Origin of the sequence: Agrobacterium sp. ICMP 6402 (assembly GCF_009498615.1) — a bacterium.
GTDB lineage: Bacteria > Pseudomonadota > Alphaproteobacteria > Rhizobiales > Rhizobiaceae > Agrobacterium > Agrobacterium burrii.
Genome location: NZ_QSNV01000001.1, coordinates 1075567 through 1101920 on the forward strand (window position 1 = coordinate 1075567; position 26354 = coordinate 1101920).

Consider the following 26354-nt stretch of genomic DNA (forward strand, 5'->3'; position numbering starts at 1 on the left):
AAGTGGCGCAGGGAGGGACCGCGCCGCAGAGGGAGGACGAGATGCCTGTCATGCAATCGAGAATCATTCATCTGTCGGTCGAAAAACCATGGAGCCATGTCTATGATTTCGCCGCCGATCCGCAGAACATGCCGCTCTGGGCCGCCGGTCTTGCCGGCGGCCTGAAACCAGACGGTGAAGACTGGATCGCGCAGGGCGGACCGCTCGGTGAGGTGCGCGTCAATTTCGCACCCGCCAATGAATTCGGCGTCATAGACCATGTCGTCACATTGCCTGACGGCGTGAAGGTCTATAACGCCTTGCGGGTGACCCCGAACGGCGGCGGCTCGGAAGTCAGCTTCACGCTGCTTCGCCTTCAGGGCATGACGGATGAGGCTTTCGAACAGGACGCGCGCGCGATCACGGCCGATCTCGAAACGCTAAAGACGCTGCTCGAAGCGGATTGATGGAGTAAACGATGACAGAGAATACCAACGACCGACGCATCGACTATGTCGAATTCAACGTCGCCGATATCGAACGCAGCAAGGAATTTTACGGCGGCGCATTCGGCTGGACCTTCAAGGATTACGGTCCGCAATATTGCGAGTTTTCCGACGGCCGCCTGACGGGCGGCTTCACCACCACCGCGCCCGTTTCGGCCAAGGGCGGACCGCTCGTCATTCTCTACGCCACCGATATCGAAGATGTGCAGCGTCGCGTCGAGGCGGCCGGTGGACAGATCAGCGTCGCGCTATTCGAGTTTCCGGGCGGACGCCGCTTTCATTTCACCGATCCGGATGGATACGAACTGGCCGTCTGGTCGAAAAACTGATCGGCAGGAGCCCGCCATGACTTTGACAACGCCGCCTTTTTTGCTGGTCGGTATCGATCATATTGTCTTCATCGTCGACGACATGACGCGGGCGCTCGATTTTTACCGGAACGTGCTGGGGTGTAGGGATGGTTACTCTTACCCTGCTCTCGGGATGGAGCAAGTCTGGTGCGGAAACGCCTTGATCGTGCTTTGGGATGCCACGCACCCCGGTGGCACAAAGGCTGCTCCGCCTGTCGCCGGAGGACGTAATGTCGATCACATCTGCATAGCGACCGGTCCTCTGAACCATGATGCGCTTCGCGCGCACCTGGCGAAATTTAACGTCAAGATAGAACAGGAAGCCTTTCACGGCGGCGCGAGAGGCATGGGACATTCGTTCTATTTCCGTGATCCCTTCGGCAACAAGATCGAGTTGAAGGGACCAGCCGAATATCCGGATGGACGGGCGGAAAACGCCTCATCTGAACAATAAAAAGGGCGCCCCCGGCGCCCTTCTTAAATTCTGCTCGCTTCACTCGCCACCACCAAGCGAATGCACGAAGATCGCCAGCTGCTTGACTGTCGTATCCCCGAGACGCTCACCCCAGGCGGGCATGACGCCGTGCTTGGGCGACCGAATCTGTGAGACGATGCCTTCTTCGCCGTGAGACTTCAGCCAGATCGCATCGGCAAGATTGGGCGCGCCGAACTCGCGGTTACCCTTGGCGTCCTCGCCGTGGCAAGAGGCGCAATTGTCGGCAAAAAGCTGCTTGCCGGGTTCCACCAAAGCCGGGTTGGAAGGGGTGCCGGTGAGGCTGACGACATAGGCGGCAACTTCGCGGATTTCATCCGATTTCAGAATGTCGCCGAACGCCGGCATTTCCGAAGCTCGCGTATCCGCATCTTCGGCAAAACGAATGCCGTGTTTCACCGTCGTGTAGATGTCGTCAACGCTGCCGCCCCACATCCAGTCGTCATCGTTGAGGTTGGGATAGCCCTGCCCGCCTTCCGCACCAGAACCGTGACACTGAATGCAATTCACCTTGAAAGCGGCTGCACCGCCGGAAAGGGCAAATTGCATCAGGGTTTGATCGGCCTGAATGTCGGCAAGCGACGAATTGGCGATTTTATCGACATAAACGCTCTGCGCCTGTTTCGCATCCGCGATTTCGGCGGCGATTTCGCCACGGCTGCTCCAGCCGAGCAACCCTTTCGTGGCACCCGATATCAGCGGGTAAGCCGGATAGGCGATGGTGTAGCCGATTGCCCAGAGGATCGTGAAATAGAAGGTCCAGACCCACCAGCGCGGCATGGGGTTGTTCAGCTCGCGGATACCGTCCCATTCATGGCCGGTGGTTTCGACGCCGCTGATGTCATCAATGTGTTTTTCGGACATATCCTAGTCCTCCCTGAGCGGAATGCTGGCGGCATCGTCCGCGGCTTTCTTGGAGCCGGGGCGAAGAGTGAAAACAACGACACCGGCAAAGAACAGGGTCATGGCAAGCAGGCCCCAGCTATCGGCGAAGTGGCGCATGGCCGTGTAGGTTTCCATGGCTTTCTCTCCTCACCGGTATCCGGCGGCATCGTCATAGGTCGAGAAATCGACCAGCGTGCCGAGCATCTGCAGATAGGCGACCAGCGCATCCATTTCGGTGAGCTTGGCCGGATCGCCGTCGAAATCGCCGACCTTTGCCTTGGGATAACGCGCCAGCAGTTCCGACGAATCCGCATTCGGGTCGGCCTGTGCGGCAAGATCGGCGGCCGACTTCTCAATCATCTCGTCGCTATAGGGCACGCCAACGGCACGGTTCGCCTTCATCTCCATCGAAACATCGGTGATCTTCAGCGACGTGGTCTTCAGGAACGCATAGGACGGCATGATCGATTCCGGCACCACCGAGCGCGGATCGGCCAGATGCTGCACATGCCATTCGTTCGAATAGCGATCACCGACGCGCGCGAGATCCGGACCCGTGCGCTTGGAGCCCCACTGGAACGGATGGTCGTACATGGATTCCGCCGCCAGGCTGTAATGCCCGTAACGTTCCACCTCGTCGCGGAACGGCCGGATCATCTGGCTGTGGCAGACGTAACAGCCCTCGCGGATGTAGATGTTGCGCCCGGCCAGTTCCAGCGGCGTGTAGGGGCGCATGCCCTCCACCTTCTCGATGGTGTTTTCGAGGTAGAAGAGCGGTGCGATTTCCACGATGCCGCCGATCGAGACGACCAACAGGGAACCGACCAGAAGCAGCGTGGCATTGCGTTCGATGACGCCGTGTTTGTCGAGTATGGACATCGGCCTCTCCTTATTCAGCGGGCTGCAGCGAAGGTGCGGCATCCTTGCGGACGCCCTCCTCGCGTTGATGACCGAGGATGGTCATCGTGACGTTGTAGGCCATGATCAGTGCGCCGCTGAGGAACATCAGACCGCCCAGTGCACGCATCACATAATAGGGGAACAGGGCCGCGACCGATTCCGCGAAGGAATAGACGAGGAAGCCCTGGCTATCATATTCGCGCCACATCAACGCCTGCTGGATGCCGGCCACCCACATGACGGCGGCGTAAACGACGATGCCGAGCGTGGCGAGCCAGAAGTGCCAGTTGACCAGTTGCAGGCTGTAGAGACGATCCCTGCCCCAGAGTTTCGGCGTCAGGTAATAGATCGCGCCGAAGGTGATCATGCCGTTCCAGCCAAGCGCGCCCGAATGCACGTGGCCGATGGTCCAGTCGGTATAATGGCTGAGCGAGTTGACGGCCTTGATCGACATCATCGGACCTTCGAAGGTCGCCATGCCGTAGAAGGCCACCGCCATCACCATCATGCGCACGACGGGGTCAGTGCGGATCTTGTCCCATGCGCCCGAAAGCGTCATCAGGCCGTTGATCATCCCGCCCCAGGAAGGCATCCACAACATGATCGAAAACACCATGCCGAGCGTCTGCGCCCAGTCCGGCAGCGCCGTATAGTGCAGGTGGTGCGGGCCGGCCCAGATATACATGAAGATCAACGCCCAGAAGTGGATGATCGACAGGCGGTAGGAATAGACCGGGCGGTTCACCTGCTTGGGAATGAAATAATACATCATGCCGAGGAAGCCGGCCGTCAGGAAAAAGCCGACGGCATTATGGCCGTACCACCATTGCGTCAACGCATCCTGCACGCCCGAGAAGGCCGAGTAACTCTTGACGCCGAGGAATGACACCGGAACCGCCAGGTTATTGACGATGTGCAACATGGCGATAGTGACGATGAAGCCGAGATAGAACCAGTTCGCCACATAGATATGCGGCTCCTTGCGCTTCAGGATGGTGCCGAGGAAGGTGGCGAGATAGGCGACCCAGACGATGGTCAGCCAGATATCGACATACCATTCCGGCTCGGCATATTCACGGCCCTGCGTGATGCCGAGCAGATAGCCTGTCGCGGCCATGACGATGAAGAGGTTGTAGCCCCAGAAAACGAACCAGCCGAGATTACCGCCGAACAGGCGCGCGCGACAGGTTCTCTGCACCACGTAGAACGACGTCGCGATCAGCGCATTTCCGCCGAAAGCGAAGATCACCGCCGATGTGTGCAAGGGCCGCATCCGGCCGAAATTGAAATAGGGCGCGATGTTGAGATCGGGAAAGGCGAGCTGAAGCGCAACCACCACCCCAACCAGAAAACCGACGACACCCCAGAAAACGGTGGCGATGACGCCGTATTTCACAACCTCGTCGAAATATTCCGACTGGAGGCGGGCGCGCGCGGCCGGATCGGCGGGCGCGAAGGAAACGCGGCGCAGCAGAAGCACCGTGCTGACCAGTAGTGTAAAGAACAGCACCCACATATGGGCGGCGAAAAGACTGTCATGGGCAAAGGCTGCCCCGAGCAACGCGAGAAAGGCCCCGAGGGCCACGATCGCGGTTTCTAACGTGTAATTCATTGTTGGTTTCCCCCAACGTGCAAGCCGACCGACGAAAGGCAGGGTATGCGCCTGGGAGAGCGGAAACGCGCCTTTGCGTCGGTTGCAGCATTGCCACCGGCGGGAGAACGCCACCTTGATCCAGATCAAGAAAGCAAAGCTGTCGCAGCCCCGACAAAACAGGCAGCGGCGTTGCCGGAAGAATTGCGTAAGCGCAAAAGCACTAACGAGTGACGGCAACCGTCTTTTGCAGGGCCAGACTCAGCCCTTCATCTTCAAGGGTAACCCGGCGGCGACGAAATAAACCTCACCGGCAATGGCGGCGATGCGCTGGTGCAGCCGCCCGGCATGGTCGCGGAACTCACGCGCCATACGGTTTTCCGGCACGATGCCGAGACCGACCTCGTTGGAAACGAGGATTACCTTCGCTTTAGCCGATGCGATTGCCGCCACCAAAACGTCAAAGGCGGCCTCGATATCGGCATTTTCCATCATCAGATTGGTGAGCCACAATGTCAGGCAGTCGATGAGGATGACATTGTCCGGTCGGTCGAGGCGCTGCAGCACCGCGACAATATCGACCGGCGCTTCATGGGTGGTCCACTCGCCGCCGCGCCGCGCCTGATGATGGCCGATGCGGTCACGCATCTCCTCATCCCATGGCCTGCCGGTGGCCAGATAATGCAGGCTTCCGCCGACCGTTACCGCAACCTCTTCCGCAAAACGGGACTTGCCGGAGCGCGCGCCGCCAAGAATGAAAACGGAGCGGTTTTTATCTGTCATCGGAAACCTGAATGAGGAAATGAAACGGACCGGCGTCTTTGCATTGTCGCAAGCCGGAGACAGGCGGCCATGAAGGGAACGATTCGTAGAAAAAGGCGTTCCCCGGTTGCTCATGCCGGACTGCCGCTGATACCGGACCGGAGGCGTCAAAACCTGTCCGCACGATGCGAGACATATCAGAGCTATGACAACTCCGGATGCCGGCAACACCGGTCCTTCGAAGAAGGCTAGGTGCGAACGGCCATCCTGTCAATCTGCCGGAGATGGTATCGGGATATCAGGCGGAACCGGTACGCAAAACCTGACCCGGAACCGGCAGACCTGTCGTCCGCGAGAGCGATTGATAAAGCCACATGGTTACCGGAACGTTAGCAGAAAACGAAATGGCGACACGGCAACGCGCGGTGAGAATATTTGCTCACGGAGGTCGTCGCCATTGCCTTGCCATGGCCTTCAAATCAATATGCTTTCGAAGATTCGCAAACAGCAAGGTGGCCTGCCCGTGATGACCATCATGGACTACATATCGATCGTCGTTTTCGTCGTGCTGTGGGCTGCCTATACCTATATCACGACGGGATCGCGGCTGTTTTCGCGCGCCAGCCTCAACCAGGCCATGGCCGGGCGCCGGCGCGACTGGATCATGAATTCGCTGAAGCGCGATCTGAAGATGATCGACACGCAGATCATGGCCGGTTTGCAGAACGGCACGGCCTTCTTCGCCTCCACCTCCATCTTCGCCATCGGCGGCTGTTTCGCTCTGCTGGGCGCGACGGAACAGGTCGAATCGGTGTTTCGTGACATGCCTTTCGTGCATTATTCCGGGCGCACGGCCTTCGAGCTGAAAGTCATCGGGCTGACCTGTCTGTTCGGTTATTCCTTTTTCAAATTCGGCTGGTCCTACCGCCTGTTCAACTATTGCACGATCCTGTTCGGCGCCATTCCCATGGTCCATGATGCCGGCGCCGACCGCGAAGCGGCCGAGCGTGCCGCCGAAAACGTCATAAAGATGAACATCATCGCTGCTAAGAATTTCAATGACGGCCTGCGGACGATCTTTCTGTCCATCGGTTATCTCGGCTGGTTCATCAGCCCCTATGTCTTCATCGCCAGCACCGTCATCATCATCGTGGCATTGCTGCGCCGCCAGTTCTTTTCCGAGGCTCGTCGCGCCATCATGGAAGATGACAGGCCTTGAAATAGCCGCACTTCAAGGGCCAAGCCCGAATGAATACCGGTCTCGTGAAAAGCGGAAAACATGGACACAAACGCAGCCGTCACCGAAACAAGCCGCAGGGGCCGCATAGGCGGTCTCGATACCCTGCGCGGACTGGCGCTCATCGCCATGGCGTCCTATCACTTCACGTGGAATCTGGAATATTTCGGTTATCTCGAACCCGGCACTGCAACCACGGGTCTCTGGAAACTCTATGCGCGTGGCATCGCCTCCTCATTCCTGTTTCTGGCCGGTTTCAGCCTGTTTCTCGCCCATGGCAAAAGCCTGAACTGGCCGTCCTTCGGCAAACGGTTCGCCATGGTGGCAGGCTCAGCGCTGTTGATTACCGCCGCCACCTATTTCGCCTTTCCCGACAGCTTTATCTTCTTCGGCATCCTGCATAATATCGCCGCCGCAAGCCTCGTCGGGCTGCTTTTCCTGCGTGCCCCCGCGGTCGTGACACTGCTTTTCGCCGTCGTCGCCTTCGCGTTGCCGCAATATCTGCAATCCGACCTGTTCAATACAAAATGGCTGGCCTGGATCGGCTTTGCCACCATGCCGCCCCGCTCCAACGACTATGTGCCGCTGCTACCCTGGCTGGCACCCTTCCTTGCCGGACTTGGCGTTTCGCAATTCGTCACTCCCCGCAACTGGCTGGATCGTTTTCGCAACCCCAGCTCACCGCGCAACCTGGTCGCCAGCGCCGGCCGTCACAGCCTTGCCTTTTACCTCATACACCAGCCGGCACTGATCGGCCTCGTCTACGTCCTGTCGCTCGTCGCTCCGCCTCCTCCCGTCGATCAGGTGGAGCTCTACAAATCAAGCTGTGAGAAAAGTTGCGTCGAACAGGCGAACGGGGTGGAACTGTGCCAGCGTTTCTGCGGCTGCACGCTGGAGAAACTGCAGGCGGAAAGCCTGTTTGACATCATGATGGAAGGCAAGCTCAGTGCCGATCAGCAGACGAAGGTCAGCGAATTGGCACAGCAATGCACGGTTGAGGCGCAGTAAACGCTTGCCGCTTGTTTCTTCTCCCCGCCGGGGAGAAGGTGGCCCGAAGGGTCGGATGAGGGGGTAACGTCGCCGGATTTCGGAGAGCAAGCCCCCTCATCCCGCTGCCGCGGACTTCTCCCCGGCGGGGAGAAGAAACAAGCGGTGACCGCCTATCCAGATGCACCCCGACGATTTGGAGAGGTTGAGACGCGTCAGCCCCATTCCCGGCTCTAAGTGAAACGGGCGCACAGCAACTATCGAGCTATGCTCAAGTCCCGACGCCGATTTCGGCGAGCCGCGTGAGACAGGCCTCTTCGACATTGTCGAGTTCCGCCAGCGTCTCCTCGATGTCCTTGCGCTTTTGTCTGAGATCGGCGCGCTTTTCATCGACCTTCTTCATCAGCAGAATAAGCTGCCCCGATTCGCCCGGCGGCTCCTTGTAGACGTGAATGATCTCGCGAATTTCGGCGATCGTGAAACCGATACGGCGGCCGCGCAGGATTTCCTGGATAAGACGTCGGTCAGCAGACCTGAAAAGCCGTGTACGGCCACGACGCTCAGGGTGAATGAGGCCCTCATCCTCGTAAAATCTCAAGGTGCGGGTGGAAACACCGAATTCGCGTGTCAGTTCGGTTATGCTATAATACTTGTCCAAGGGCCTATCCGATTCATAACCGGATGATATTATTTGACCTTCACGTAAAAGTCAATTTTGCCCGCAGCCCTCTCCTAGCCGGAAACTCCATACCACCAGGTCGCGATGCCGAGAAAGCTGAAAAAGCCGACAATATCGGTCACCGCCGTCACGAAGACCGCCGAGGAGACTGCGGGATCAGCCCCGAACTTGTCGAGAACCAGCGGAATGAGAATACCGGCCAGTGCAGCCGCCAGCATGTTGAGACACATGGCCGTGGCGATGATGCCGCCAATATGCACATCCTGAAACCACACGCCGGCGACGATGCCAATGGCGCAGCCGAACAACATGCCGTTCAGGATGCCCACCCCCGCCTCACGCCGGATGATGCGGGCAGCGTTATGAATATCGAGGCTTTTGGTGGCGAGCGCCCGCACCGACACCGTCATGGTCTGTGATCCGGCATTGCCGCCCATGCCGGCGACGGTCGGCATCAGGATCGCAAGGGCGATGATCTGCTGGATCGTTGCATCGAACAGGCTGATGACGGAGGCGGACAAAAAGGCGGTAAGGAGGTTGACGGCAAGCCACGGCACGCGCGAGCGCGAGGTGCTGACGATACTATCCGACAGTTCTTCATCACCAACGCCGCCGAGGCGCAGCAAATCCTCTTCAGCCTCTTCCTGAATGACGTCGACCACGTCGTCGATGGTGAGCACGCCAACGAGCCGGCCGTTATTGTCGACCACGGCGGCGGACAAAAGGTCATATTGTTCGAAAAGCTGCGCCGCCTCTTCCTGGTCCATTTCGGCCGGAATGGAGTGGTTGGTGTCGTGCATGATCGTTTCGATCTTCACCTGCCGCTTGGCGCGCAGCACCCTGTCAAGATCGAGCGCGCCGACCAGCTTGAAGGTGGGATCGATGACGAAGATTTGCGAGAAAGATTCCGGTAGCTCCTCCTCCTCGCGCAGATAATCGATGGTCTGGCCGACGGTCCAGAAAGGCGGCACGGCGACGAATTCCGTCTGCATGCGCCGGCCGGCCGAGCTTTCCGGATAGTCCAGCGCCCGCATAAGCCGCACGCGTTCGGTAAACGGCAGCTGCGAGAGAATGTCCTCGCGGTCGTCGTCATCGAGATCTTCGAGAATATAGACGGCGTCATCCGAATCCAGTTCGCCGATACCGGCGGCGATCTGCTCGTTCGACATCTGGTCGACGATATCGAGGCGGATCCCCTCATCCACCTCGGTCAGCGCCGTCATGTCGAAATCGGAACCGAGAAGCCGCACGAGTGCGTGGCGCTGTTCCGGCAGGATGGATTCCAGCACGTCGCCGAGTTCGGACTCATGCAGCCGCGCTACATTCTTTCGCAGGAACAGCAGGTCGCGGTCGGCGATCGCCGCGCCCACCATCGCCAGAAAATCCGAACGGACGGAGCCGTCCTCGGCATAGATATCGGAAAGTGCCTCTTTCGGCTTCAACTCTTCGGGAGCGGCAAGATCGTCGTCACGGTCTGTCATCTGGCGTCCCCCTGTTTTCGAAATGCCGCAGTGCACGAATGCGCAGGCAGAATGGCGTTAAAAAGCATATTGTCAACAACCGGATAGCCGGAAAACAACAAGCCTCGCGACTGCGACGAAAATGTCATGAACCGCGCTTTCGTGAGACTATAATTCACGAATATCGCACCCGCGTTAACGCGTCCTGCCGGTTCGGCGTCGCACCTGGCACAACGCCCCGCAACGCCCGACTGTTCCGTAGAAAACGGCAAGTTAAAGATTGACATATGTCGCCTAAAGGCGATTCTGAAGAAGCTTTTTTACATATGATCGGCCTTGTTCACCACATGGCCAAGCACGTAGATTTCAGGAAAAACACAGCAATGAGCAAGACGGATTTCATCGGCAAGGCCTCCTCGGCTGCAGGCGGCTGGGGCGCGCTGAAAAGCGTGGGCAAGCGGCTTATGGAATCCGGTGCGCCGATTTCCGGCGCGCGTGCGCTGCTGAAAGCGAACCAGCCTGATGGCTTCGATTGCCCGGGCTGCGCATGGGGCGACCCCGAACATGGCTCTTCCTTCGAATTCTGCGAAAACGGCGTCAAGGCGGTCGCATGGGAAGCGACGGAAGCCCGCGTACCGCCGGATTTCTTCGCCACCCGCACCGTCTCCGAACTGCGCGGCTGGTCCGACTACGAGCTGGAAAAACAGGGTCGGCTGACGCATCCGATGCGTTACGACCGGGCGACCGACAAATATCTGCCGGTCTCGTGGGACGACGCCTTTGCCGAAATCGGCCGGATTCTGAACAGCCTCGACAGTCCGAACCGGGCGGAATTCTACACATCCGGCCGTGCCTCAAACGAGGCCGCCTTCATTTATCAATTAATGGTCCGGATTTTCGGCACCAACAACTTCCCCGACTGTTCCAACATGTGCCACGAGGCCAGCGGCGTCGGCCTGAAAGCCTCGATCGGCGTCGGCAAGGGAACGGTGCTGCTCGAGGATTTCGAACAGACGGATGCGATCTTCGTCATCGGGCAGAACCCCGGCACCAACCATCCCCGCATGCTGGGCGATCTGCGCCGGGCAGCCCTTCGCGGCGCAAGGATCGCCGTCCTCAATCCCATCCGCGAAAAGGGTCTGGAGCGCTTCGCCGATCCGCAGGACAAGATCGAGATGATCACCGGCAGCAGCACCAGGATCGCCACCAATTATTACCAGCCGCGACAGGGCGGCGACATGGCGGCGGTGCGTGGCATGAGCAAGGCGGTCTTCGCCGCCGATGACGCCGCAAGGGCGGCGGGCGAGCCCGCCATCATCGACTACGACTTCCTCGCCGAACATGCCGTCGAATTCGAGGCCTATCGCGCCGCTGTCGAAGCGACGAGCTGGGAAAGCATCCTCGACCAGTCGGGCCTCACCCGTGCGGAAATCGAGGAAGCCGCCGGCATCTACATGAATGCCGGTTCCGTCATCGCCACATGGGCCATGGGGGTCACCCAGCACCGGCACTCCGTCATCATCGTGCGCGAAATCACCAATTTCATGCTGCTGCGCGGCAATATCGGCCGGCCCGGCGCCGGCCTTTGCCCGGTGCGCGGCCATTCCAACGTGCAGGGTGACCGCACCGTCGGCATCGATGAAAAAGCCCCGCCCGCCCTTCTCGATGCACTGGAAAAGGAACTCGGCGTTCCCATGCCGCGCAAGCCCGGCCACAACACCGTCGAGGCGGTGGCTGCCATGCTGGATGGCGAGGCTCAGACCTTCATCGCGCTCGGCGGCAACTTCATGCGCGCGACGCCCGACAGCCCGCTGATCGTCAAGGCGTTCGAGAAGCAGAAGCTAACCGTCAACATTGCCACCAAGCTCAACCATTCGCATCTGGTGCCGGGCGAAACCTCCTTCGTGTTGCCCTGTCTCGGGCGAACGGAAATCGACCGCAATTCGGCGGGCCGGTCGCAGATTGTCACGGTCGAAGATTCCATGAGCATGGTCCATGGTTCCGGCGGCATCAACCCGCCCGCGTCAGACGAATTGCGCTCGGAAGTCGCCATCGTCGCCGGCATTGCACACGCGACGCTCGGCGATGCCCAGGTAAACTGGAAAGCGCTCGCCCATGACTACGATCTTATCCGCGACATGATCGAGCGGGTCATTCCCGGTTTCGACAATTTCAACGAACGCGTCCGTGCGCCGCGCGGTTTTCATCTGCGCAACGCCGCATCCGAACGGGAATGGAACACGCCGGCGAAAAAGGCCACATTCTATAGCGGCCCACTACCCGAACAGACCGAACACCAGCAGGCGCTGACGCGCGACGACCTCTTCGTGCTGCAGACCTTCCGCAGCCACGATCAGTACAATACGACGATCTATGGCATGGATGACCGCTATCGCGGCGTCTATGGCGAGCGAAACGTCATCTTCATGAACCCTGCGGACATGGAGACGCTCGGTGCCCATTCCCGCCAACGTGTCGATGTCATCGGCGAATATGGCGACGGCGTGGAACGCATCGCGAAAAATTTCCGGCTGGTTCCCTATAATATCCCGCGCGGCAGCGTCGGCGGTTACTATCCGGAACTGAACGTGCTGGTGCCGCTGTCGAGTTATGGCGAAGAAAGCTTCACCCCCACGTCGAAATCCGTGCTGGTCTCCGTGCGCCTGCTCGCCGATGCCTCCTGATGAATGATGAGAAATCCGCAGCCTCCTTCATGGCGATGGTTGAGCAGATGCAACAAGGGTCTTCGCAGGCGCTGACGGCCACAGGTGCGGCGATCCTGCTGGCGATTCATCTTGAAATAGCCACCGACAGCCGCAGCATCGCCAACCGGCTTGGGCTTGCGCATGCGCTGGTTCTGCGCGAAATCACTGCCCTGTCACCCCGCTTCCTGCGGGTGGCGAGACGCGATGCTCGCACCCAGCGCAGCTTTCTGGAGGCGACGGCGGAAGGACAGGCACTCGCCGCGTCCTCCTCCCGGATTTGAAACAAACGGAGCATTCCTTGGCAATCAGGTCGATCCTGCCCTATCCCCATGCCGGCCTGTCCGAAATCTGCGCGCCGGTCACTGTCTTTGACGACCATCTGCGAGATCTGGTCACGGACCTGATCGACACCATGCTGGCCGCGCCCGGCGTCGGCATCACCGCCGCTCACATCGGCGTAAAACAACGTGTTTTTGTGCTGGAACTGACGCCGGGAACCGTCCTGACCTACATCAACCCCGAGATTCTCAGCCAATCCGCGCAAACGATGCGGCATGTGGAGGGCAGCGTCTCGATGCCGGGTTTTACCGACGAGGTGGAGCGGCCGTCCGAGATCGAGGTGAGGTTTCAGGATATATCGGGGATCGAACACCAGCAGACCGCCGAGGGATTTCACGCCATCTGCATCCAGCACGAAATCGACCAGCTGGACGGCATTTTCTGGCTGAAGCGTCTTTCGAAGCTGAAGCGCGACCGGCTGGTGAAAAAATGGGATAAGTCCCGCAAGCCCTGAGGATCAGCCAGCAATCGACAGCACGAACTCAGCGTCACCCTTCAATGTGTTGCTAACGGTGCAGATATTCTCCGCCGCATGGGCGAGCGCATCGCGGGTCGCATCGTCGAAATCCCCGGCAAACGCAATCTTGATATCGAAACGGATGATACGATAGGGCTCCCCGGCGGATTTTTTACCCGAGACCTCTACGACAACACCCTCGAAACGATCAAGCAACCCCATATGGCTTGCTGCGATTCGGGCGCTGAGCGCCAAACAGGCGGCAAGTGAGGAGTAAAGGAGATCGATCGGGTTGAATCCCGGTTCAGAGACACCGGTGACGATCTCCAGCGCACCGCCGGTTACCGTCGAAATAACCGGGCGACCAAGCCGCCCGAGTTTGGCGGTGGCGCCAACCGGTCTCGATCTCACTTTCGCGCCATCGGCCATTCAAACAAATCCTAATTTAATCGCGTGCAACTGAATGCATGGAACAAAAGTCTATCTGGCGCTTTTTACTCACACAACGGTGAACGACCGTTGAAACCTTTATTTTACAGGGAGCTGGGACATATGGTTACATCTACGCTCGTCAGCATTCTGATCACCTTCCTGGTGATCGTGCTCGTCTTGTGGCTCATCGCACGCCTGCCCGTCGGCGGCGGCGCAAAACAGATCGCGCAGATCATCGTCATCATCATCGGTATTATTTCGCTGCTGAAATATCTCGCGGTCTTCTGATGTCCCGGTGACGCGCGAACGGAAAAAAGGCGGCGAAAGCCGCCTCTTTTTGTTCGAAGATCGCGACCTACTGGCGAGGCTCAAACTGGTAGGGTTTCTTGAGCGTAATATCCCGAACGCTGCCAATACCGAGAAAAGGCGTATTGTCGGCATCAAAAATCGCCCTGCCCTTCGCCACGATCCAGCGCACTGAACCATCAGGCAAATTGACCTTGTAGCGCTGATCGAAGAACTCACCGGTGGTAATGCTGTCGAAAATGGCCTGAGCCACCCGATCGCGCATTTCCACATCAATTTTTTCAAGAACTTGTTCGATCGTCACACCACGCGACGCCACCGGTTCGGAAAACCCGTGGCATTCCGCAGTCACTGCATCCATGATCAGCCTGTTATCGGCAATGCTCCACATGTAATAACCGAGCACATTGTCCGAATCCGTCTTGTCTCCCAGCACGAAAACCCCCGGACATTTTTTTCTGACAAAAGCTAACACCAGACCTCTCATATTCCACCCCTCGTTTTGTAGGGGTAACCGCCTGGCTACTGCAGCGTGTATCGATATCCACCGAAATTTATAACGATCGAATCCAGATATCGTTCTCAAAGGAGCGATAAATTCTGAAGAGACATCGCAAAGCCCCCCGCCTGCACCTAAATAGCCTTGCGATGATATTTCGAAGGAGGTGAATATGCTGCGGACCGCTCTTACTTTTGGACTGCTGACGGTGACCGTCGTTCTTACCGGTTGCCAGACCTGGCACAGCCCATATCGTGGAAATGAGTGGCGGATGGATCAGGTCATGGATGGCGACCCCTACCGTGTCGGTGACGGACAGCGAAACCGGCGCTGAGACCGTCCCATTCATTCGATCCGGACGGCGGCAATTCGATGTTTTGCCGCCTCCAAATTGTAGCACTGTGGTGACGGGGTAAAAAAATCTTACGCGACCGGGGTGCCCGCAATGTGTGCCGACGAACCTTCCTGTTGAACAGGGACGTGAAGCTAACCAATTGGCTAAAAAAGAAAAAACCCGCCGAAGCGGGTTTCTTTGGTGCGGTCGAGAAGACTCGAACTTCCACGGGTTGCCCCACAGCGACCTCAACGCTGCGCGTCTACCAATTCCGCCACGACCGCATCGTGGTAGATGTCAACTTGCGCCGACGGGGGTGCATGTAGCAAAAGGATTTTCGGTGCACAAGAGCGTCGTGACAGTTTTTTGAAATTAAAAATCGCCCCGACCCACCCTATACGCAGGAAGCCCGGAAATGCTGGGGTTGCCGCCTTGTCGCCATTTTGCGAGAAGGCTGTGGAAAGGACTTTTTCATGCTCACACGCACGGATATCGAGACAAATATGTTCCCTCTCGCCGGTTCGCCGCCCGTTCGCTGGCGAATCTCGGAAGGTCTCGTCCCTTACGGACAGGCGATCGAGGAAATGGAGCGCGAAGTTGCGGCCATTGCCAGCGGCGAGGCCGACGAACTCGTCTGGCTTCTGGAGCATCCGCCGCTCTACACCGCCGGCACCAGCGCCGATGCCGCCGATCTCATCGAGCCGGATCGTTTTCCTGTCTTCGCCACTGGTCGCGGCGGCGAATATACCTATCATGGTCCGGGACAGCGGGTCGTTTACGTCATGCTCGACCTGAAACGACGCCGACAGGATGTCCGCGCCTATGTGGCGGCGCTGGAAGACGTGATCATCCGCACGCTCGACAAGATGAATGTTCGCGGCGAGCGGCGCGAGGATCGGGTCGGCGTCTGGGTCAGGCGGCCTGAAAAACCGTTGCTGCCGAGTGGCGGCATGGCTGAGGACAAGATCGCCGCACTTGGCATCCGCTTGCGCAAATGGGTGAGCTTCCACGGGCTGTCGATCAACGTCGACCCCGACCTCGGGCATTTCTCCGGCATCGTTCCCTGCGGTATCAGCGCCTATGGCGTCACCAGCCTTGTCGATCTGGGATTGCCGGTTATGATCGGCGATGTCGACGTTCTGCTGCGCGAAGCCTTCGAGGAGGTTTTCGGCCCGGCAGTGCCCGAGGCCGGATCAGGCGGCTGATCTCACCGCAACCTTTGCCTCCGGCCGGCGTTTGCAGCATCGATCACCACAAGAGGAGGAACGACCATGTTCACAACGTCCGCCTATGCCTGCGATGACGGTTCTTCGCCGATGAAGCTCGCGACGATAAAACGTCGCGATCCCGGTCCGCGCGATGTCGAAATCGAGATTGAATTCTGTGGCGTCTGCCACTCGGATATCCACACGGCCCGCAGCGAATGGCCGGGGTCTCTCTACCCTTGCGTTCCCGGCCATGAAATCATCGGCCGCGTCGGACGGGTGGGTTCAGACGTCACGAAGTTCAAGACAGGCGACCGCGTCGGCGTTGGCTGTATCGTCGATAGCTGCCGCGAATGCGCAAGCTGCGCCGAAGGGCTGCAGCAATATTGCGAAAACGGCATGACCGGCACCTATAATTCGCCTGACAAGGCCATGGGCGGCGGTGCGCATACGCTGGGTGGTTATTCCGCCCATGTGGTGGTGGATGACCGCTATGTGCTCAATATTCCCGAAGGGCTCGATCCGGCCGCCGCCGCACCCCTGCTCTGCGCCGGCATAACCACCTATTCCCCGCTGCGCCACTGGAATGCCGGCCCCGGCAAGCGCATCGGCGTCGTCGGTCTTGGTGGCCTTGGCCATATGGCCGTCAAAATCGCCAATGCCATGGGCGCGACAGTGGTGATGATCACCACCTCTCCCGGAAAGGCGGCAGACGCTAAGAAACTCGGCGCGCACGAGGTTATCGTTTCGCGCGACGCTGACCAGATGAAGAAAGCCGCTTCCAGCCTCGATCTCATCATCGACGCGGTCGCCGCCGACCACGACATCGATTCCTATCTCGCGCTTCTGAAACGCGATGGCGCCCTGGTACAGGTCGGCGCGCCGGAAAAGCCGCTCACCGTTCACGCCTTCAGCCTCATCCCCGGCCGCAAGACCTTTGCCGGCTCGATGATTGGCGGCATTCCTGAAACGCAGGAAATGCTCAATTTCTGCGCCGAAAAGGGCATCGCCGCCGAAATCGAGATGATCGATATCGATCAGATCAATGACGCTTATGAACGCATGATAAAAAGCGATGTGCGTTATCGTTTCGTCATTGATATGAAGAGCCTGCCGCGCCGACAAGCCGCCTGACTTTTAGGAAGGGGCGATCTTACGACGCCCCTTTCCTCATTGGACCTTCGGGTCGAAAGCGCAGCCTGCCCATGACCAGCCAGACCGGTTTCAGCGACGTCGCCAAGGGTATGACCATCATGGCGGGTTGCATGTTCGTGCTGCCGATCATGGACGCCATCGCCAAATATATGGCGGTCAGCGGCGGCATGTCGCCCGCGCAGGTGACCTTTTACCGGTTCTTTTTTCAGGTGCTGTGCACCCTGCCCCTGCTCATTCTCGTCTCACCGAAAGCGCTGTTCAGCGCCAAGCGGCCGTGGATGAACTGCCTGCGCGGTGTGCTGCACGCCTCCGCCAGCCTGATGTTCTTCGCCGCCGTCAAATACATGCCGCTTGCCGATGTCTTTGCGATCTATTTCGTCGAGCCGTTCATGCTGACGATGATGTCGGCCCTCTTCCTCGGTGACAAAGTCGGCTGGAAGCGCTGGACGGCGATCGTCGTCGGTTTCGGCGGCGCGCTGATCGTCATTCAGCCGAGTTTCGAAATTTTCGGCTGGACATCGCTTCTGCCCGTCGCCTGCGCTTTTCTCTACACGCTTTACCTGTTCCTCAACCGCGCCATCGGCGATGCCGACAGTCCACTCGTCATGCAGACCATGTCCGGCATTGCGGGCACGATATTCATGGGTGCGGTGCTTCTGGCCGGCGATGCGCTGGGCGATAAGGATTTCACGATGTCGCTCCCGCAATCCGGCTTCGCGCTTGTCCTTCTCATCCTGCTGGGATCGATATCCGGCTACATGCACCTGCTGATCGTCAGGGCTTTCAGGCTTGCGCCGTTGTCGCTTCTGGCGCCGTTCCAGTATTTCGAGATCATCTCGGCAACCATTCTCGGTTATGCGCTGTTTTCGGATTTTCCGACGCCGTCGAAATGGCTCGGCATCCTCATCATCGTTGCGTCCGGCCTGTTCATCATCTGGCGAGAAAGCAGGCAGGCCCACGCCACCCCGCCGCTTGACGGGCAATGACGGTCAAAAGCGGCGCGCGTCAGGTGCCCGAGGGCAGCGGTCCTTCATCGTGATGGTCCTGCGCCTCCACAAGGCTGCCAAGCAGCCAGAGGGAAACCTCAGCCGCTTCACCGGCGGATTTGAAGCGGTATGAGCCGCTATATTTCGGCATGTCAAAAAAGGTGACGACAAAACCATCGCCGCTTTCCAGACTTTCGACCCTGATCCGCTCGGGGTCGATCATCACGCAAACATAATGGGAGCCCATGTTGCGCATGAAGCCGGCCTTGTTGTCGTGCAGCCGCACGAAGGCCGCCCCGCCGTCAACTGTCATATGCAGGCTTCGGATTGCCTCGTTGGGAAAGGCACGGGCGAAATCCATGATCGCCTGCCCCACATCATGGCTGTTATCCTCATCCGTTGCCCGCGTCATGCGCCAGGCATAAACGGCAAAGACCGCAAGCAGCACGAAGACGATAATCCAGATCGCCATATTCATCGGGGACGCTCCCTCAGCACCGAAACATCACGACTCGCGAATCGAAACGACGCGAACCCGCTTCAGGTTCATAGAGATCGAGGCTTGTGTGAAGTTTGGCTTGTCGGAAGACAAGGCGTGAACGGAAAATCAGAAGCGCTTCAGGAACGACGCCTTTGCAAGCGCCCACTGCCGGCGAAGCTGCGACAGCTGCAACTCGCCCTCGAACACGCCAACCCCGGCCTTTCTGGCGGCAAGGATGACCGGCCCGGACAGGGCAACAGGCAGATAGGCCGCAAAGACGGCCCTGGGAACCTTCGCGCGTCTTGCCCTTTCAAGATGATCGAGCGCATGGGCGGCAAACAGCTCGATGGCGATGCCGATACGTTGCCTGTCGTCGCCTTCGAGAAAGGTCTCGCGATCCAGCCCGGCGGCCGAGAGCATGTCAGCGGGAATATAGACCTGCCCGCGGCGGCGATGCAGCGGCATCAGGAGCAGAATGCCGGCCATGGCCTGCGCCACACCCGCATGTCCAGCCGCTTCCGCGCTCGCAGGGGCGTCCTCCGTCGAAAGCACGAGGCTCGCCAGCTGGATCAGGGCCGAGGCGGTTTCCCCGGCATAACCTTCAAGCGCATTGCGATCCTCGAACAGATCGTCATAGAGATCGAAAATGCGCGCCTCGATCATATTGGCCAGCACCGGGCGCGGCAGGCGGTATTGCTCGATAGCGGTCAAAAGAGCGGCAGCAACGGGATGGGACAGACTATCGCCATGTGCATTGCCCTCAAGCAGATCGCGCCACCATTGCATGCGCACTTCGCCGGGCAGCGCCTCGCGCACGGAATCGCGGATACGGGCGATTTCGGCATTAAAAGCGTAAAGCGCCGCCAGAGAATTGCGTTTATCGGCAGGCGACAGAAGACAGGCGAGATAGCGGTCGCGATCGGTGTCGCGCAGCGTCGCAAGGCAGACGTCGAGATTTTCTGTGGGTGCCATGGTTCCCGCCCGAAACGTCCTGTCAGCCTTCGACGGCAATCAGCGCCGCAGCCACGGCGCGCGATTCCGAAAGCATGATATTATAAGTGCGCACGGCAGCACCCGTGCTCATCGGATCGACCGAAATACCCGCTTCCTTGAAGGCCGCGCGCAACTCCTTCGGCAAAACACGCATGTCATCACCGGTGCCGATCAGAAGCACCTCGATATCCTGCGCCTGCGACAGAACATGATCGAAATGTCCGATCGTCAGTTCTTTAAAATCGACGGGGCTCCATCCGTGAATGCCCGAAGGCAAAAGCAGCAGCGAGCCGCGATGCGACATGTCGGCAAAACGGAAACCGCCATTGCCATAGGCATCGATGGGCGCCCGGCCGGGAAAATGGGCCGGGCGTATTTCTATCCCGCCGACCATCAGACGGCAGGCTTGCCGCCAATGGCGTTGCCGGGCTTTTCATCCTTCTCGTCTTCCGCGTCCTTGTTGTCGGGACGCAGCTTGAAGGCGATCAGCACCGGTGCCGCGATATAGAGCGAGGAGAACACGCCGATACCGACACCGAACAGCATGGCGAAGGTGAAGGACCTGATAACCTCGCCACCGAAGAGATAGAGCGCCAGCAGTGCCAGAAGCACGGTCAGACCGGTGAGGATGGTACGCGACAACGTCTGGTTCAGCGACACGTCGATGACCATCGACAACGGCATCTTTTTATATCGCCTGAGGTTTTCGCGGATACGGTCGTAGATAACCACGGTATCGTTCAGCGAATAACCGATAATCGTCAGGATGGCCGCGATACTGGTGAGGTTGAACTCTATCCCCAGGAAGACGAAAAGGCCGATGGTAAAGACCACGTCATGCACCATCGAGATGACCGCGCCCAGCGCAAACTGCCACTCGAAGCGGAACCAGATGTAGATCATGATCCCCGTCATGGCGAGCAGGATGCCAATCGTGGAGGTGAAGGTCAGATCGCCCGAGACCGCAGGACCGACGACTTCGACGCGGCGGAAGTCGTATTTGTCCTCAAGCTCGCCGCGCACCAGGGTGATAGCCGACTGCTCGGCATTTTCGCCGCCGTCCTGCGCCTGAATGCGGATCAGAACATCCTGCGGCGTGCCGAAGTTCTGCGCCTGGATTTCACCGAGATTGAGCTGATTCAGACGCTCGCGAATATCGCTAAGGTCCGCCTCGCCCTGCTTGGCGCGCACTTCGATGACCGAGCCGCCCTGGAAATCGATGCCCAGGTTCAGGCCCTTGCCGACGAAGCCGCCGATGCAGGCGAGCATGACCGCGCCGGTGATCATGAACACGACGCGACGGTAACGCATGAAGGGAATGTCACGGCCATCGAACATGGCGGTGCGGACACCCTTCGGCAGATGCTTCGGACGGCTGCGGCGCACCCAGTAGCCGAACATCCAAGCCGTCAGCGTGTAGGCCGTGAAGACGGTGGTGATGATGCCGACCGCAAGCGTGACGGCAAAGCCCTTGACCGGACCGGTGCCCATGTAGAACAGCACGCTCGCCACGATCAGCGTCGTCAGGTTGGCGTCGACGATTGTCGCAAAGGCGCGCGTGAAACCGTTATCCAGTGCCTGGATCAGCGGTTTTCCACTTTTCACCTCTTCGCGTATGCGCTCGTAGATCAGAACGTTGGAATCCACCGCCATGCCGATCGTCAAGACGATACCGGCGATACCGGGCAAGGTCAGCGTCGATCCGATCACACTGAGGACCGCCAGCAGCATGACGATGTTGACGATGAGCGCGATGTTCGCCAGCAGGCCGAAGAAGCCGTAGAAAACGAACATGAAGATGAGGACGCCGACAGCGCCGATGGCGCTTGCCGTCAGGCCGGCGGTGATGGAGTCGTTACCAAGGCTCGGGCCGACGGTGCGTTCTTCAACCACGGTCAGCGTCGCCGGCAGAGCACCCGCACGCAGCAGAACCGCGAGATCGTTTGCACCCTGTACCGAGAAATTACCGGAAATCTGCCCCGAACCGCCGATGATCGGCTCGCGGATGACAGGCGCGGAAATCACCTGGTTGTCGAGCACGATGGCGAAAGGCTTGCCGACATTCTGCTGCGTCGCCTGCGCAAAGCGCTGCGCGCCGCGGCTGTCGAAGCGGAAGGTGACGACCGGCTCGTTGGTCTGCTGGTTGAAGCTGGCCTGCGAATCCACGAGGTTATCGCCGGAAACGAGGGCGCGACGTTCCACCAGATAAGGAACCGGCGGATCGTCCTGCGAATAAAGAACTTCTGATGTCGCGGGCGGACGGCCGTTCATGGCTTCCTGCACCGGCATTGTCGTGTCGACCATGCGGAAGGACAGCTTTGCCGTCTGGTTGAGAAGCGATTTCAGGCGCTGCGGATCCTGAAGACCCGGCACCTGCACGATGATGCGGTCGGAACCCTGACGCTGGATGAGCGGCTCGGTGGTGCCCACTTCGTCGACGCGGCGACGCACGACTTCGATGGACTGCGCCACGGCCGAAGACAGGCGGTAATCGACGCCTTCATCCGTGAGGTTGAGCCGCAGCAGATTGTCGCCGCCGTCGCTCATCGTCACTTCGGTGATGGAACCGCCGACCAGCGTTCCGGCGGATACCGGCTGCGTCAGGTCGCGAAGCGCCGTCTTGGCGGCTTCCAGCTGGGCCGGGTCGCTGATGCGAACCTGAATCTGCTGGCCGTTACCGGTCAGCCCCGAATATTTGATATTGGCGTCGCGAAGCTGTGTGCGCACATCGCCAACGATCGTCTCAAGCCGTTCCTTGACAATGTCGGAACGCTCGATCTTGAGCATGATGTGCGAGCCGCCCTGAAGGTCGAGACCGAGCGTTACCTTGTTGTCCTTGTACCAGGCAGGCATGCTCTCCAGCTGTTTTTCCGAAAACAGGTTGGGAGAGGCGATGAAGACGCTTGCCAGCACAAGCAGCCAGATGAAGACTGTTTTCCAACGGGAAAAATGAAGCATTTCGATCTCGGTCAGGGTTGGGGGTCGCGCGGACAGCGCAACCCGTCAAAATTCGCAATCAGGCGTCCGGTTGTCCGGCAGGATCAGGAAGCAGCTTCCGTCTTGACCACTTCGCCCTTCACGCGCACTTCGGCGATGTAGGCACGAGCAGCACGGATTTTCACGCCTTCGGCGATTTCGACTTCGAGTTCATTGTCATCGATGACCTTGACCACCTTGCCGACGATGCCGCCACCGAGAACGACCTGATCGCCACGGCGAATGCTGGTCAGCGTTTCCTGGCGCTTCTTCATCTGCGCGCGCTGCGGGCGGATGAGGAAAAAGTACCAGACCACCATAAGCGGCGCAAACAGGAACAGCATTTCCAGGCCGGAACCGAAACCCGATGCAGCGCCTGTCGCGTCCTGGGCAAAAGCTTGACTAATGAACATATAAAACTCCTCAACGATTACAGCACGACCTCGTATGCCGCCCCAGCTTTCAAGCCGCCGGAATATAGTGGGGAACGCCGGGATTGCAACAGATGCAGGGCCCTCGCCGTACCGATTCCGGACCTCTTAACCTTTATGGTGCGGAAACGCCATGCTAGGCCGGGTCGAAAACATTGTTTTGAACATTACATAAGCGGAAGAAACCCCATGATTCGAGAAGAGACGGCCACCCTGCTTCTTGCTGAACTGCGTCGACTGAACGTCGCCGTGGAACGATTGGCCGGCCCGGCACCTGCCATAAATGACTGGAATGCGGCCGATTGTTTCGTGTGGACGCCAGTCAATTCCTTTCTGCAACCGGTCCCCCGCCCCAACCGCATCGCGCTGAAACTCATTCGCGGCGTCGATCATGTGCGTGATATCCTGCATGAAAACACCCTGCGTTTCGCCGAGGGTTTTCCCGCCAACAACGTGCTGCTATGGGGTGCGCGCGGCATGGGCAAATCCTCGCTGGTCAAGGCGGTTCACGAAGATGTGCGCACCGCAAGTGGCGTCCCCCTGAAACTGGTCGAGGTGCATCGCGAGGATATCCACACCCTGCCCGCTTTGCTCGACATCCTGAAAATCTCGGACCAGCGCGTCATCCTGTTCTGCGACGATCTATCCTTCGATCACGACGACACGGCCTACAAGTCGCTGAAGGCGGCGCTCGACGGCGGCATTGAGGGGCGGCCGGACAATGTCCTCTTCTACGCCACTTCCAACCGTCGCCACCTTCTGCCGCGCCACATGATGGAAAACGAGCAGTCGACCGCCATCAACCCGTCGGAAGCGGTCGAAGAGAAGGTCTCTCTGTCCGATCGCTTCGGCCTGTGGCTCGGCTTCCACAAATGCGGTCAGGAAGACTATCTGACGATGATCGACAGCTATGCCGAACACTTCGATCTGGGGCTGGACCGAGAAACCCTGCACCGCGAGGCGCTTGAATGGGCGACCACCCGCGGCGGCCGCTCGGGCCGCGTCGCGTGGCAATATATTCAGGACGCGGCCGGGCGTTTGAGAAAATCCATCGACCGATAACGCCACAGTGACTTCCGGCGAGAGCCGGTGTCGTTGCGGCTATAGGCGTTGTCGTATTCCCGACCGCCACATCGCCCGCCAAATGGTTTGCTGCACATCTATGGATTCACCCTGTCCGCGGAGGAGCGGGCGGGTGTTTGTGTTCAACCCGAGGAGGAGATGGATATGAGCAGGAACAGAGGCGTCGTTTACCTGAAGCCCGGACAGGTCGAGGTCCGCGACATCGATGACCCGAAGCTCGAGGCGCCGGATGGCCGCCGTATCGAGCACGGCGTGATTCTGAAAGTGATTTCGACGAATATCTGCGGCTCCGATCAGCATATGGTGCGCGGCCGCACGACCGCGATGCCGGGCCTTGTCCTTGGCCATGAAATCACCGGCGAAGTCATCGAAAAAGGCGTCGATGTCGAAATGCTGGAAATCGGCGACATCGTCTCGGTGCCCTTCAACGTCGCCTGCGGCCGCTGCCGTTGCTGCAAGTCGCAGGATACCGGCGTCTGCCTGACGGTGAACCCGTCACGCGCCGGCGGCGCTTATGGTTACGTCGATATGGGCGGCTGGATCGGCGGACAGGCCCGTTATGTCACCATCCCCTATGCCGACTTCAACCTTCTGAAATTCCCCGATCGCGACAGGGCGATGTCGAAGATCCGCGACCTCACCATGCTGTCTGACATCCTGCCGACCGGTTTCCACGGCGCGGTCAAGGCTGGCGTCGGTGTCGGCTCCACGGTTTATGTCGCAGGCGCCGGCCCGGTCGGTCTTGCCGCTGCCGCCTCAGCCCGCATTCTCGGCGCCGCCGTCGTCATGGTCGGCGATTTCAACAAGGAGCGTCTCGCTCACGCGGCACGCGTCGGTTTCGAGCCCGTCGATCTGTCCAAGGGTGACCGGCTGGGCGACATGATTGCCGAGATCGTCGGCACCAACGAAGTCGACAGCGCCATCGACGCCGTCGGTTTCGAAGCACGCGGCCATTCCGGCGGCGAACAGCCGGCCATCGTTCTCAACCAGATGATGGAAATCACCCGCGCCGCCGGCTCTATCGGCATCCCCGGTCTATACGTCACCGAAGATCCCGGCGCGGTTGACAATGCGGCGAAACAGGGCGCCCTGTCCCTGCGTTTCGGCCTTGGCTGGGCCAAGGCGCAATCCTTCCACACCGGCCAGACGCCAGTGCTGAAATATAACCGCCAGCTCATGCAGGCGATCCTGCATGACCGCCTGCCCATCGCCGACATCGTCAATGCCAAGATCATCGCACTCGACGATGCCGTGCAGGGCTATGAAAGCTTCGATCAGGGCGCAGCAACCAAGTTCGTGCTCGACCCGCACGGCGATCTTTTGAAAGCGGCCTGACGCCTCGATCAACAGGCAAGAATGATAGAACGCCCGCGACACATCCAGTCGCGGGCGTTTTTGCATGACCAAGCATGTCTCCTACGCTTCGCTCTCGGCAAGCGCTTCAAGCTCGGCCACCGCCTCAGCCGAAAGATAAGGCCTGAACAGGCTGGAGACCTGCTGCAGCCCCCAATCCAGCTGCTGCTGCCCGAATTCGCTGACGCCTTCCTGCAGATTGAGATAGGCCGCCCAATAAGTCGAGACGATCCACAGATTCGTCAGAACCGCGTCGCGCTCGCTCTCGGGAATAGTCACCAAACCCGCATTCTGCATGCGGCCGACAATGTCGCCAACCGCCAGCCGCATGGCGGCACTTATGGTTCTGACGGGTTCCACCAGTGACGGTGCAAGTGCGATCAGGCAGACCAGATCGCGAAACAGAAAGCGGTAGTTCCACACCAGCGAGAACCATTGCCGAAGAAAACCGGCATAGGTGGCCGCCGCCCCCTCGTCTGCCCCGTCAACGGTTGCGACCAGCATCATCGCATCGGCTTCGAACCGCGCAAACAGCGCAAGAACCAGCGATTCCTTGGTGCGAAAATGATAATAAAGATTGCCCTCGTTAATATCGACCGCAAGGGCGATTTCGGCCGTCGTTACGCGATCAGGCCCGCGCCCGTTGAACAGCTCAAGGGCGGCCTCCAGAATTCTGTCCCGCGTGCGCGCTCTGCGTGGTGGCTCTGCCTCATTGCTCTTCATCAAAATCTTGCCCCACCATTGAAACCTAAGGCATGTACCTTAAATACCTATAATAAGGTATGTACCT

The 26354-nt window shown here is 59.2% G+C and carries 30 protein-coding genes and 1 tRNA gene; 15 read left to right on the top strand and 16 right to left on the bottom strand.

The window, feature by feature from the left end; genetic code table 11:
- The first annotated feature begins 41 nt into the window (after positions 1–41).
- From DXT96_RS05365 to DXT96_RS05375, 3 genes are read left to right on the top strand one after another with little or no spacing between them, the layout of a single operon-like run.
- Complete coding sequence (locus DXT96_RS05365; protein ID WP_153513738.1) at positions 42–446, top strand: SRPBCC family protein; 405 nt, start codon at positions 42–44, stop codon at positions 444–446.
- A gap of 11 nt (positions 447–457) precedes the next feature.
- Positions 458–814 (top strand): VOC family protein, encoded by a 357-nt coding sequence (locus DXT96_RS05370; protein WP_153513739.1) that lies wholly within the window; start codon positions 458–460, stop codon positions 812–814.
- A gap of 16 nt (positions 815–830) precedes the next feature.
- Complete coding sequence (locus DXT96_RS05375; protein ID WP_153513740.1) at positions 831–1289, top strand: VOC family protein; 459 nt, start codon at positions 831–833, stop codon at positions 1287–1289.
- A 39-nt stretch (positions 1290–1328) separates the two neighbouring features.
- Here the strand turns inward: DXT96_RS05375 and ccoP are convergent, their stop codons facing one another.
- The 5 genes from ccoP to cobU all read right to left on the bottom strand — a co-directional run bounded on the left by ccoP (position 1329) and on the right by cobU (position 5487).
- Positions 1329–2192, bottom strand: coding sequence for a cytochrome-c oxidase, cbb3-type subunit III (gene ccoP / locus DXT96_RS05380; RefSeq protein ID WP_153513741.1), 864 nt, complete (start codon positions 2190–2192; stop codon positions 1329–1331).
- Positions 2193–2195: 3 nt separating this feature from the next.
- The gene (locus tag DXT96_RS05385) at positions 2196–2348 is read right to left on the bottom strand and encodes a CcoQ/FixQ family Cbb3-type cytochrome c oxidase assembly chaperone (RefSeq protein ID WP_006316283.1); all 153 of its coding nucleotides are present in this window, start codon (positions 2346–2348) and stop codon (positions 2196–2198) included.
- 12 nt (positions 2349–2360) lie between these two features.
- The gene (ccoO, locus tag DXT96_RS05390) at positions 2361–3092 is read right to left on the bottom strand and encodes a cytochrome-c oxidase, cbb3-type subunit II (RefSeq protein WP_153513742.1); all 732 of its coding nucleotides are present in this window, start codon (positions 3090–3092) and stop codon (positions 2361–2363) included.
- A 10-nt stretch (positions 3093–3102) separates the two neighbouring features.
- Positions 3103–4725 (bottom strand): cytochrome-c oxidase, cbb3-type subunit I, encoded by a 1623-nt coding sequence (gene ccoN / locus DXT96_RS05395; RefSeq protein WP_153513743.1) that lies wholly within the window; start codon positions 4723–4725, stop codon positions 3103–3105.
- 240 nt (positions 4726–4965) lie between these two features.
- Complete coding sequence (gene cobU / locus DXT96_RS05400; RefSeq protein ID WP_153513744.1) at positions 4966–5487, bottom strand: bifunctional adenosylcobinamide kinase/adenosylcobinamide-phosphate guanylyltransferase; 522 nt, start codon at positions 5485–5487, stop codon at positions 4966–4968.
- Positions 5488–5992: 505 nt separating this feature from the next.
- On the opposite strand from cobU, the gene DXT96_RS05405 reads away from it, so the two are divergent.
- Positions 5993–6685, top strand: a complete 693-nt coding sequence (locus DXT96_RS05405) for a DUF599 domain-containing protein (protein ID WP_153514204.1) — start codon at positions 5993–5995, stop codon at positions 6683–6685.
- Between the two features lie 60 nt (positions 6686–6745).
- Positions 6746–7711, top strand: a complete 966-nt coding sequence (locus DXT96_RS05410; protein ID WP_153513745.1) for a heparan-alpha-glucosaminide N-acetyltransferase — start codon at positions 6746–6748, stop codon at positions 7709–7711.
- Positions 7712–7961: 250 nt separating this feature from the next.
- Here the strand turns inward: DXT96_RS05410 and DXT96_RS05415 are convergent, their stop codons facing one another.
- Together DXT96_RS05415 and mgtE are read right to left on the bottom strand one after the other, a co-directional pair.
- Positions 7962–8348, bottom strand: coding sequence for a MerR family DNA-binding transcriptional regulator (locus tag DXT96_RS05415; protein WP_149897573.1), 387 nt, complete (start codon positions 8346–8348; stop codon positions 7962–7964).
- 74 nt (positions 8349–8422) lie between these two features.
- Positions 8423–9850 carry a magnesium transporter gene (gene mgtE / locus DXT96_RS05420; RefSeq protein WP_153513746.1) on the bottom strand — a complete coding sequence of 476 codons (1428 nt, stop codon included), beginning with the start codon at positions 9848–9850 and terminating at the stop codon, positions 8423–8425.
- A gap of 362 nt (positions 9851–10212) precedes the next feature.
- Between mgtE and DXT96_RS05425 the strand changes: the two genes are divergently transcribed.
- From DXT96_RS05425 to DXT96_RS05435, 3 genes are read left to right on the top strand one after another with little or no spacing between them, the layout of a single operon-like run.
- A complete protein-coding gene (locus tag DXT96_RS05425) occupies positions 10213–12513 on the top strand; it encodes an FdhF/YdeP family oxidoreductase (protein WP_153513747.1) in 2301 nt (766 codons plus the stop codon).
- Positions 12513–12815 (top strand): hypothetical protein, encoded by a 303-nt coding sequence (locus tag DXT96_RS05430; protein ID WP_153513748.1) that lies wholly within the window; start codon positions 12513–12515, stop codon positions 12813–12815. Before DXT96_RS05425 ends, DXT96_RS05430 begins: the two co-directional genes overlap by 1 nt.
- A gap of 17 nt (positions 12816–12832) precedes the next feature.
- Positions 12833–13327 (top strand): peptide deformylase, encoded by a 495-nt coding sequence (locus tag DXT96_RS05435; protein ID WP_153513749.1) that lies wholly within the window; start codon positions 12833–12835, stop codon positions 13325–13327.
- Between the two features lie 3 nt (positions 13328–13330).
- Here DXT96_RS05435 and DXT96_RS05440 read toward each other — a convergent pair whose 3' ends face one another.
- A complete protein-coding gene (locus tag DXT96_RS05440; RefSeq protein ID WP_149897568.1) occupies positions 13331–13759 on the bottom strand; it encodes an OsmC family protein in 429 nt (142 codons plus the stop codon).
- Between the two features lie 123 nt (positions 13760–13882).
- Here DXT96_RS05440 and DXT96_RS05445 point away from each other — a divergent pair, with 123 nt between their 5' ends.
- Positions 13883–14050, top strand: coding sequence for a Thivi_2564 family membrane protein (locus DXT96_RS05445; protein WP_003495928.1), 168 nt, complete (start codon positions 13883–13885; stop codon positions 14048–14050).
- 67 nt (positions 14051–14117) lie between these two features.
- Here the strand turns inward: DXT96_RS05445 and DXT96_RS05450 are convergent, their stop codons facing one another.
- On the bottom strand, positions 14118–14543 hold the full coding sequence (locus DXT96_RS05450) for a PAS domain-containing protein (protein WP_149898122.1): 426 nt from the start codon (positions 14541–14543) through the stop codon (positions 14118–14120).
- Between the two features lie 196 nt (positions 14544–14739).
- On the opposite strand from DXT96_RS05450, the gene DXT96_RS05455 reads away from it, so the two are divergent.
- Complete coding sequence (locus DXT96_RS05455) at positions 14740–14901, top strand: hypothetical protein (RefSeq protein ID WP_149897567.1); 162 nt, start codon at positions 14740–14742, stop codon at positions 14899–14901.
- A gap of 199 nt (positions 14902–15100) precedes the next feature.
- Here DXT96_RS05455 and DXT96_RS05460 read toward each other — a convergent pair.
- A tRNA-Leu gene (locus DXT96_RS05460) sits at positions 15101–15185 on the bottom strand.
- A gap of 189 nt (positions 15186–15374) precedes the next feature.
- Here DXT96_RS05460 and lipB point away from each other — a divergent pair.
- The 3 genes from lipB to DXT96_RS05475 all read left to right on the top strand — a co-directional run bounded on the left by lipB (position 15375) and on the right by DXT96_RS05475 (position 18247).
- Entirely contained in the window at positions 15375–16106 is a 732-nt protein-coding gene (lipB, locus tag DXT96_RS05465; protein ID WP_153513751.1) for a lipoyl(octanoyl) transferase LipB, read from the top strand.
- Positions 16107–16172: 66 nt separating this feature from the next.
- Complete coding sequence (locus tag DXT96_RS05470) at positions 16173–17240, top strand: NAD(P)-dependent alcohol dehydrogenase (protein WP_153513752.1); 1068 nt, start codon at positions 16173–16175, stop codon at positions 17238–17240.
- Between the two features lie 71 nt (positions 17241–17311).
- Complete coding sequence (locus DXT96_RS05475) at positions 17312–18247, top strand: DMT family transporter (protein WP_194287550.1); 936 nt, start codon at positions 17312–17314, stop codon at positions 18245–18247.
- 19 nt (positions 18248–18266) lie between these two features.
- On the opposite strand, the gene DXT96_RS05480 is transcribed toward DXT96_RS05475, so the two are convergent.
- The 5 genes from DXT96_RS05480 to yajC all read right to left on the bottom strand — a co-directional run bounded on the left by DXT96_RS05480 (position 18267) and on the right by yajC (position 23110).
- Entirely contained in the window at positions 18267–18725 is a 459-nt protein-coding gene (locus tag DXT96_RS05480; RefSeq protein ID WP_153513753.1) for a hypothetical protein, read from the bottom strand.
- Positions 18726–18854: 129 nt separating this feature from the next.
- The gene (locus tag DXT96_RS05485) at positions 18855–19700 is read right to left on the bottom strand and encodes a phytoene/squalene synthase family protein (protein WP_153513754.1); all 846 of its coding nucleotides are present in this window, start codon (positions 19698–19700) and stop codon (positions 18855–18857) included.
- Positions 19701–19722: 22 nt separating this feature from the next.
- Positions 19723–20115 (bottom strand): Mth938-like domain-containing protein, encoded by a 393-nt coding sequence (locus tag DXT96_RS05490; RefSeq protein ID WP_153513755.1) that lies wholly within the window; start codon positions 20113–20115, stop codon positions 19723–19725.
- A complete protein-coding gene (secDF, locus tag DXT96_RS05495) occupies positions 20115–22679 on the bottom strand; it encodes a protein translocase subunit SecDF (protein ID WP_149897561.1) in 2565 nt (854 codons plus the stop codon). The genes DXT96_RS05490 and secDF overlap by 1 nt, the downstream gene beginning before the upstream one ends.
- 83 nt (positions 22680–22762) lie before the next feature.
- Positions 22763–23110, bottom strand: a complete 348-nt coding sequence (yajC, locus tag DXT96_RS05500; RefSeq protein ID WP_149897560.1) for a preprotein translocase subunit YajC — start codon at positions 23108–23110, stop codon at positions 22763–22765.
- Between the two features lie 207 nt (positions 23111–23317).
- On the opposite strand from yajC, the gene DXT96_RS05505 reads away from it, so the two are divergent.
- Positions 23318–24190 (top strand): ATP-binding protein, encoded by an 873-nt coding sequence (locus DXT96_RS05505; protein WP_153513756.1) that lies wholly within the window; start codon positions 23318–23320, stop codon positions 24188–24190.
- A 165-nt stretch (positions 24191–24355) separates the two neighbouring features.
- Positions 24356–25546: a formaldehyde dehydrogenase, glutathione-independent gene (gene fdhA / locus DXT96_RS05510; RefSeq protein ID WP_153513757.1), complete on the top strand. Its 1191-nt coding sequence runs from the start codon at positions 24356–24358 to the stop codon at positions 25544–25546.
- An 81-nt stretch (positions 25547–25627) separates the two neighbouring features.
- Here the strand turns inward: fdhA and DXT96_RS05515 are convergent, their stop codons facing one another.
- Entirely contained in the window at positions 25628–26287 is a 660-nt protein-coding gene (locus DXT96_RS05515) for a TetR/AcrR family transcriptional regulator (protein WP_153513758.1), read from the bottom strand.
- Between the last annotated feature and the right edge of the window lie 67 nt (positions 26288–26354).

Coding starts and splice junctions, on each gene's coding strand:
- DXT96_RS05365 (WP_153513738.1), top strand. CDS start 42: ATGCCTGTCATGCAATCGAGAATCATTCATCTGTCGGTCGAAAAACCA.
- DXT96_RS05370 (WP_153513739.1), top strand. CDS start 458: ATGACAGAGAATACCAACGACCGACGCATCGACTATGTCGAATTCAAC.
- DXT96_RS05375 (WP_153513740.1), top strand. CDS start 831: ATGACTTTGACAACGCCGCCTTTTTTGCTGGTCGGTATCGATCATATT.
- ccoP (WP_153513741.1), bottom strand. CDS start 2,192: ATGTCCGAAAAACACATTGATGACATCAGCGGCGTCGAAACCACCGGC.
- DXT96_RS05385 (WP_006316283.1), bottom strand. CDS start 2,348: ATGGAAACCTACACGGCCATGCGCCACTTCGCCGATAGCTGGGGCCTG.
- ccoO (WP_153513742.1), bottom strand. CDS start 3,092: ATGTCCATACTCGACAAACACGGCGTCATCGAACGCAATGCCACGCTG.
- ccoN (WP_153513743.1), bottom strand. CDS start 4,725: ATGAATTACACGTTAGAAACCGCGATCGTGGCCCTCGGGGCCTTTCTC.
- cobU (WP_153513744.1), bottom strand. CDS start 5,487: ATGACAGATAAAAACCGCTCCGTTTTCATTCTTGGCGGCGCGCGCTCC.
- DXT96_RS05405 (WP_153514204.1), top strand. CDS start 5,993: ATGACCATCATGGACTACATATCGATCGTCGTTTTCGTCGTGCTGTGG.
- DXT96_RS05410 (WP_153513745.1), top strand. CDS start 6,746: ATGGACACAAACGCAGCCGTCACCGAAACAAGCCGCAGGGGCCGCATA.
- mgtE (WP_153513746.1), bottom strand. CDS start 9,850: ATGACAGACCGTGACGACGATCTTGCCGCTCCCGAAGAGTTGAAGCCG.
- DXT96_RS05425 (WP_153513747.1), top strand. CDS start 10,213: ATGAGCAAGACGGATTTCATCGGCAAGGCCTCCTCGGCTGCAGGCGGC.
- DXT96_RS05430 (WP_153513748.1), top strand. CDS start 12,513: ATGAATGATGAGAAATCCGCAGCCTCCTTCATGGCGATGGTTGAGCAG.
- DXT96_RS05440 (WP_149897568.1), bottom strand. CDS start 13,759: ATGGCCGATGGCGCGAAAGTGAGATCGAGACCGGTTGGCGCCACCGCC.
- DXT96_RS05445 (WP_003495928.1), top strand. CDS start 13,883: ATGGTTACATCTACGCTCGTCAGCATTCTGATCACCTTCCTGGTGATC.
- DXT96_RS05455 (WP_149897567.1), top strand. CDS start 14,740: ATGCTGCGGACCGCTCTTACTTTTGGACTGCTGACGGTGACCGTCGTT.
- lipB (WP_153513751.1), top strand. CDS start 15,375: ATGCTCACACGCACGGATATCGAGACAAATATGTTCCCTCTCGCCGGT.
- DXT96_RS05470 (WP_153513752.1), top strand. CDS start 16,173: ATGTTCACAACGTCCGCCTATGCCTGCGATGACGGTTCTTCGCCGATG.
- DXT96_RS05475 (WP_194287550.1), top strand. CDS start 17,312: ATGACCAGCCAGACCGGTTTCAGCGACGTCGCCAAGGGTATGACCATC.
- DXT96_RS05480 (WP_153513753.1), bottom strand. CDS start 18,725: ATGAATATGGCGATCTGGATTATCGTCTTCGTGCTGCTTGCGGTCTTT.
- DXT96_RS05485 (WP_153513754.1), bottom strand. CDS start 19,700: ATGGCACCCACAGAAAATCTCGACGTCTGCCTTGCGACGCTGCGCGAC.
- DXT96_RS05490 (WP_153513755.1), bottom strand. CDS start 20,115: ATGGTCGGCGGGATAGAAATACGCCCGGCCCATTTTCCCGGCCGGGCG.
- secDF (WP_149897561.1), bottom strand. CDS start 22,679: ATGCTTCATTTTTCCCGTTGGAAAACAGTCTTCATCTGGCTGCTTGTG.
- yajC (WP_149897560.1), bottom strand. CDS start 23,110: ATGTTCATTAGTCAAGCTTTTGCCCAGGACGCGACAGGCGCTGCATCG.
- DXT96_RS05505 (WP_153513756.1), top strand. CDS start 23,318: ATGATTCGAGAAGAGACGGCCACCCTGCTTCTTGCTGAACTGCGTCGA.
- fdhA (WP_153513757.1), top strand. CDS start 24,356: ATGAGCAGGAACAGAGGCGTCGTTTACCTGAAGCCCGGACAGGTCGAG.
- DXT96_RS05515 (WP_153513758.1), bottom strand. CDS start 26,287: ATGAAGAGCAATGAGGCAGAGCCACCACGCAGAGCGCGCACGCGGGAC.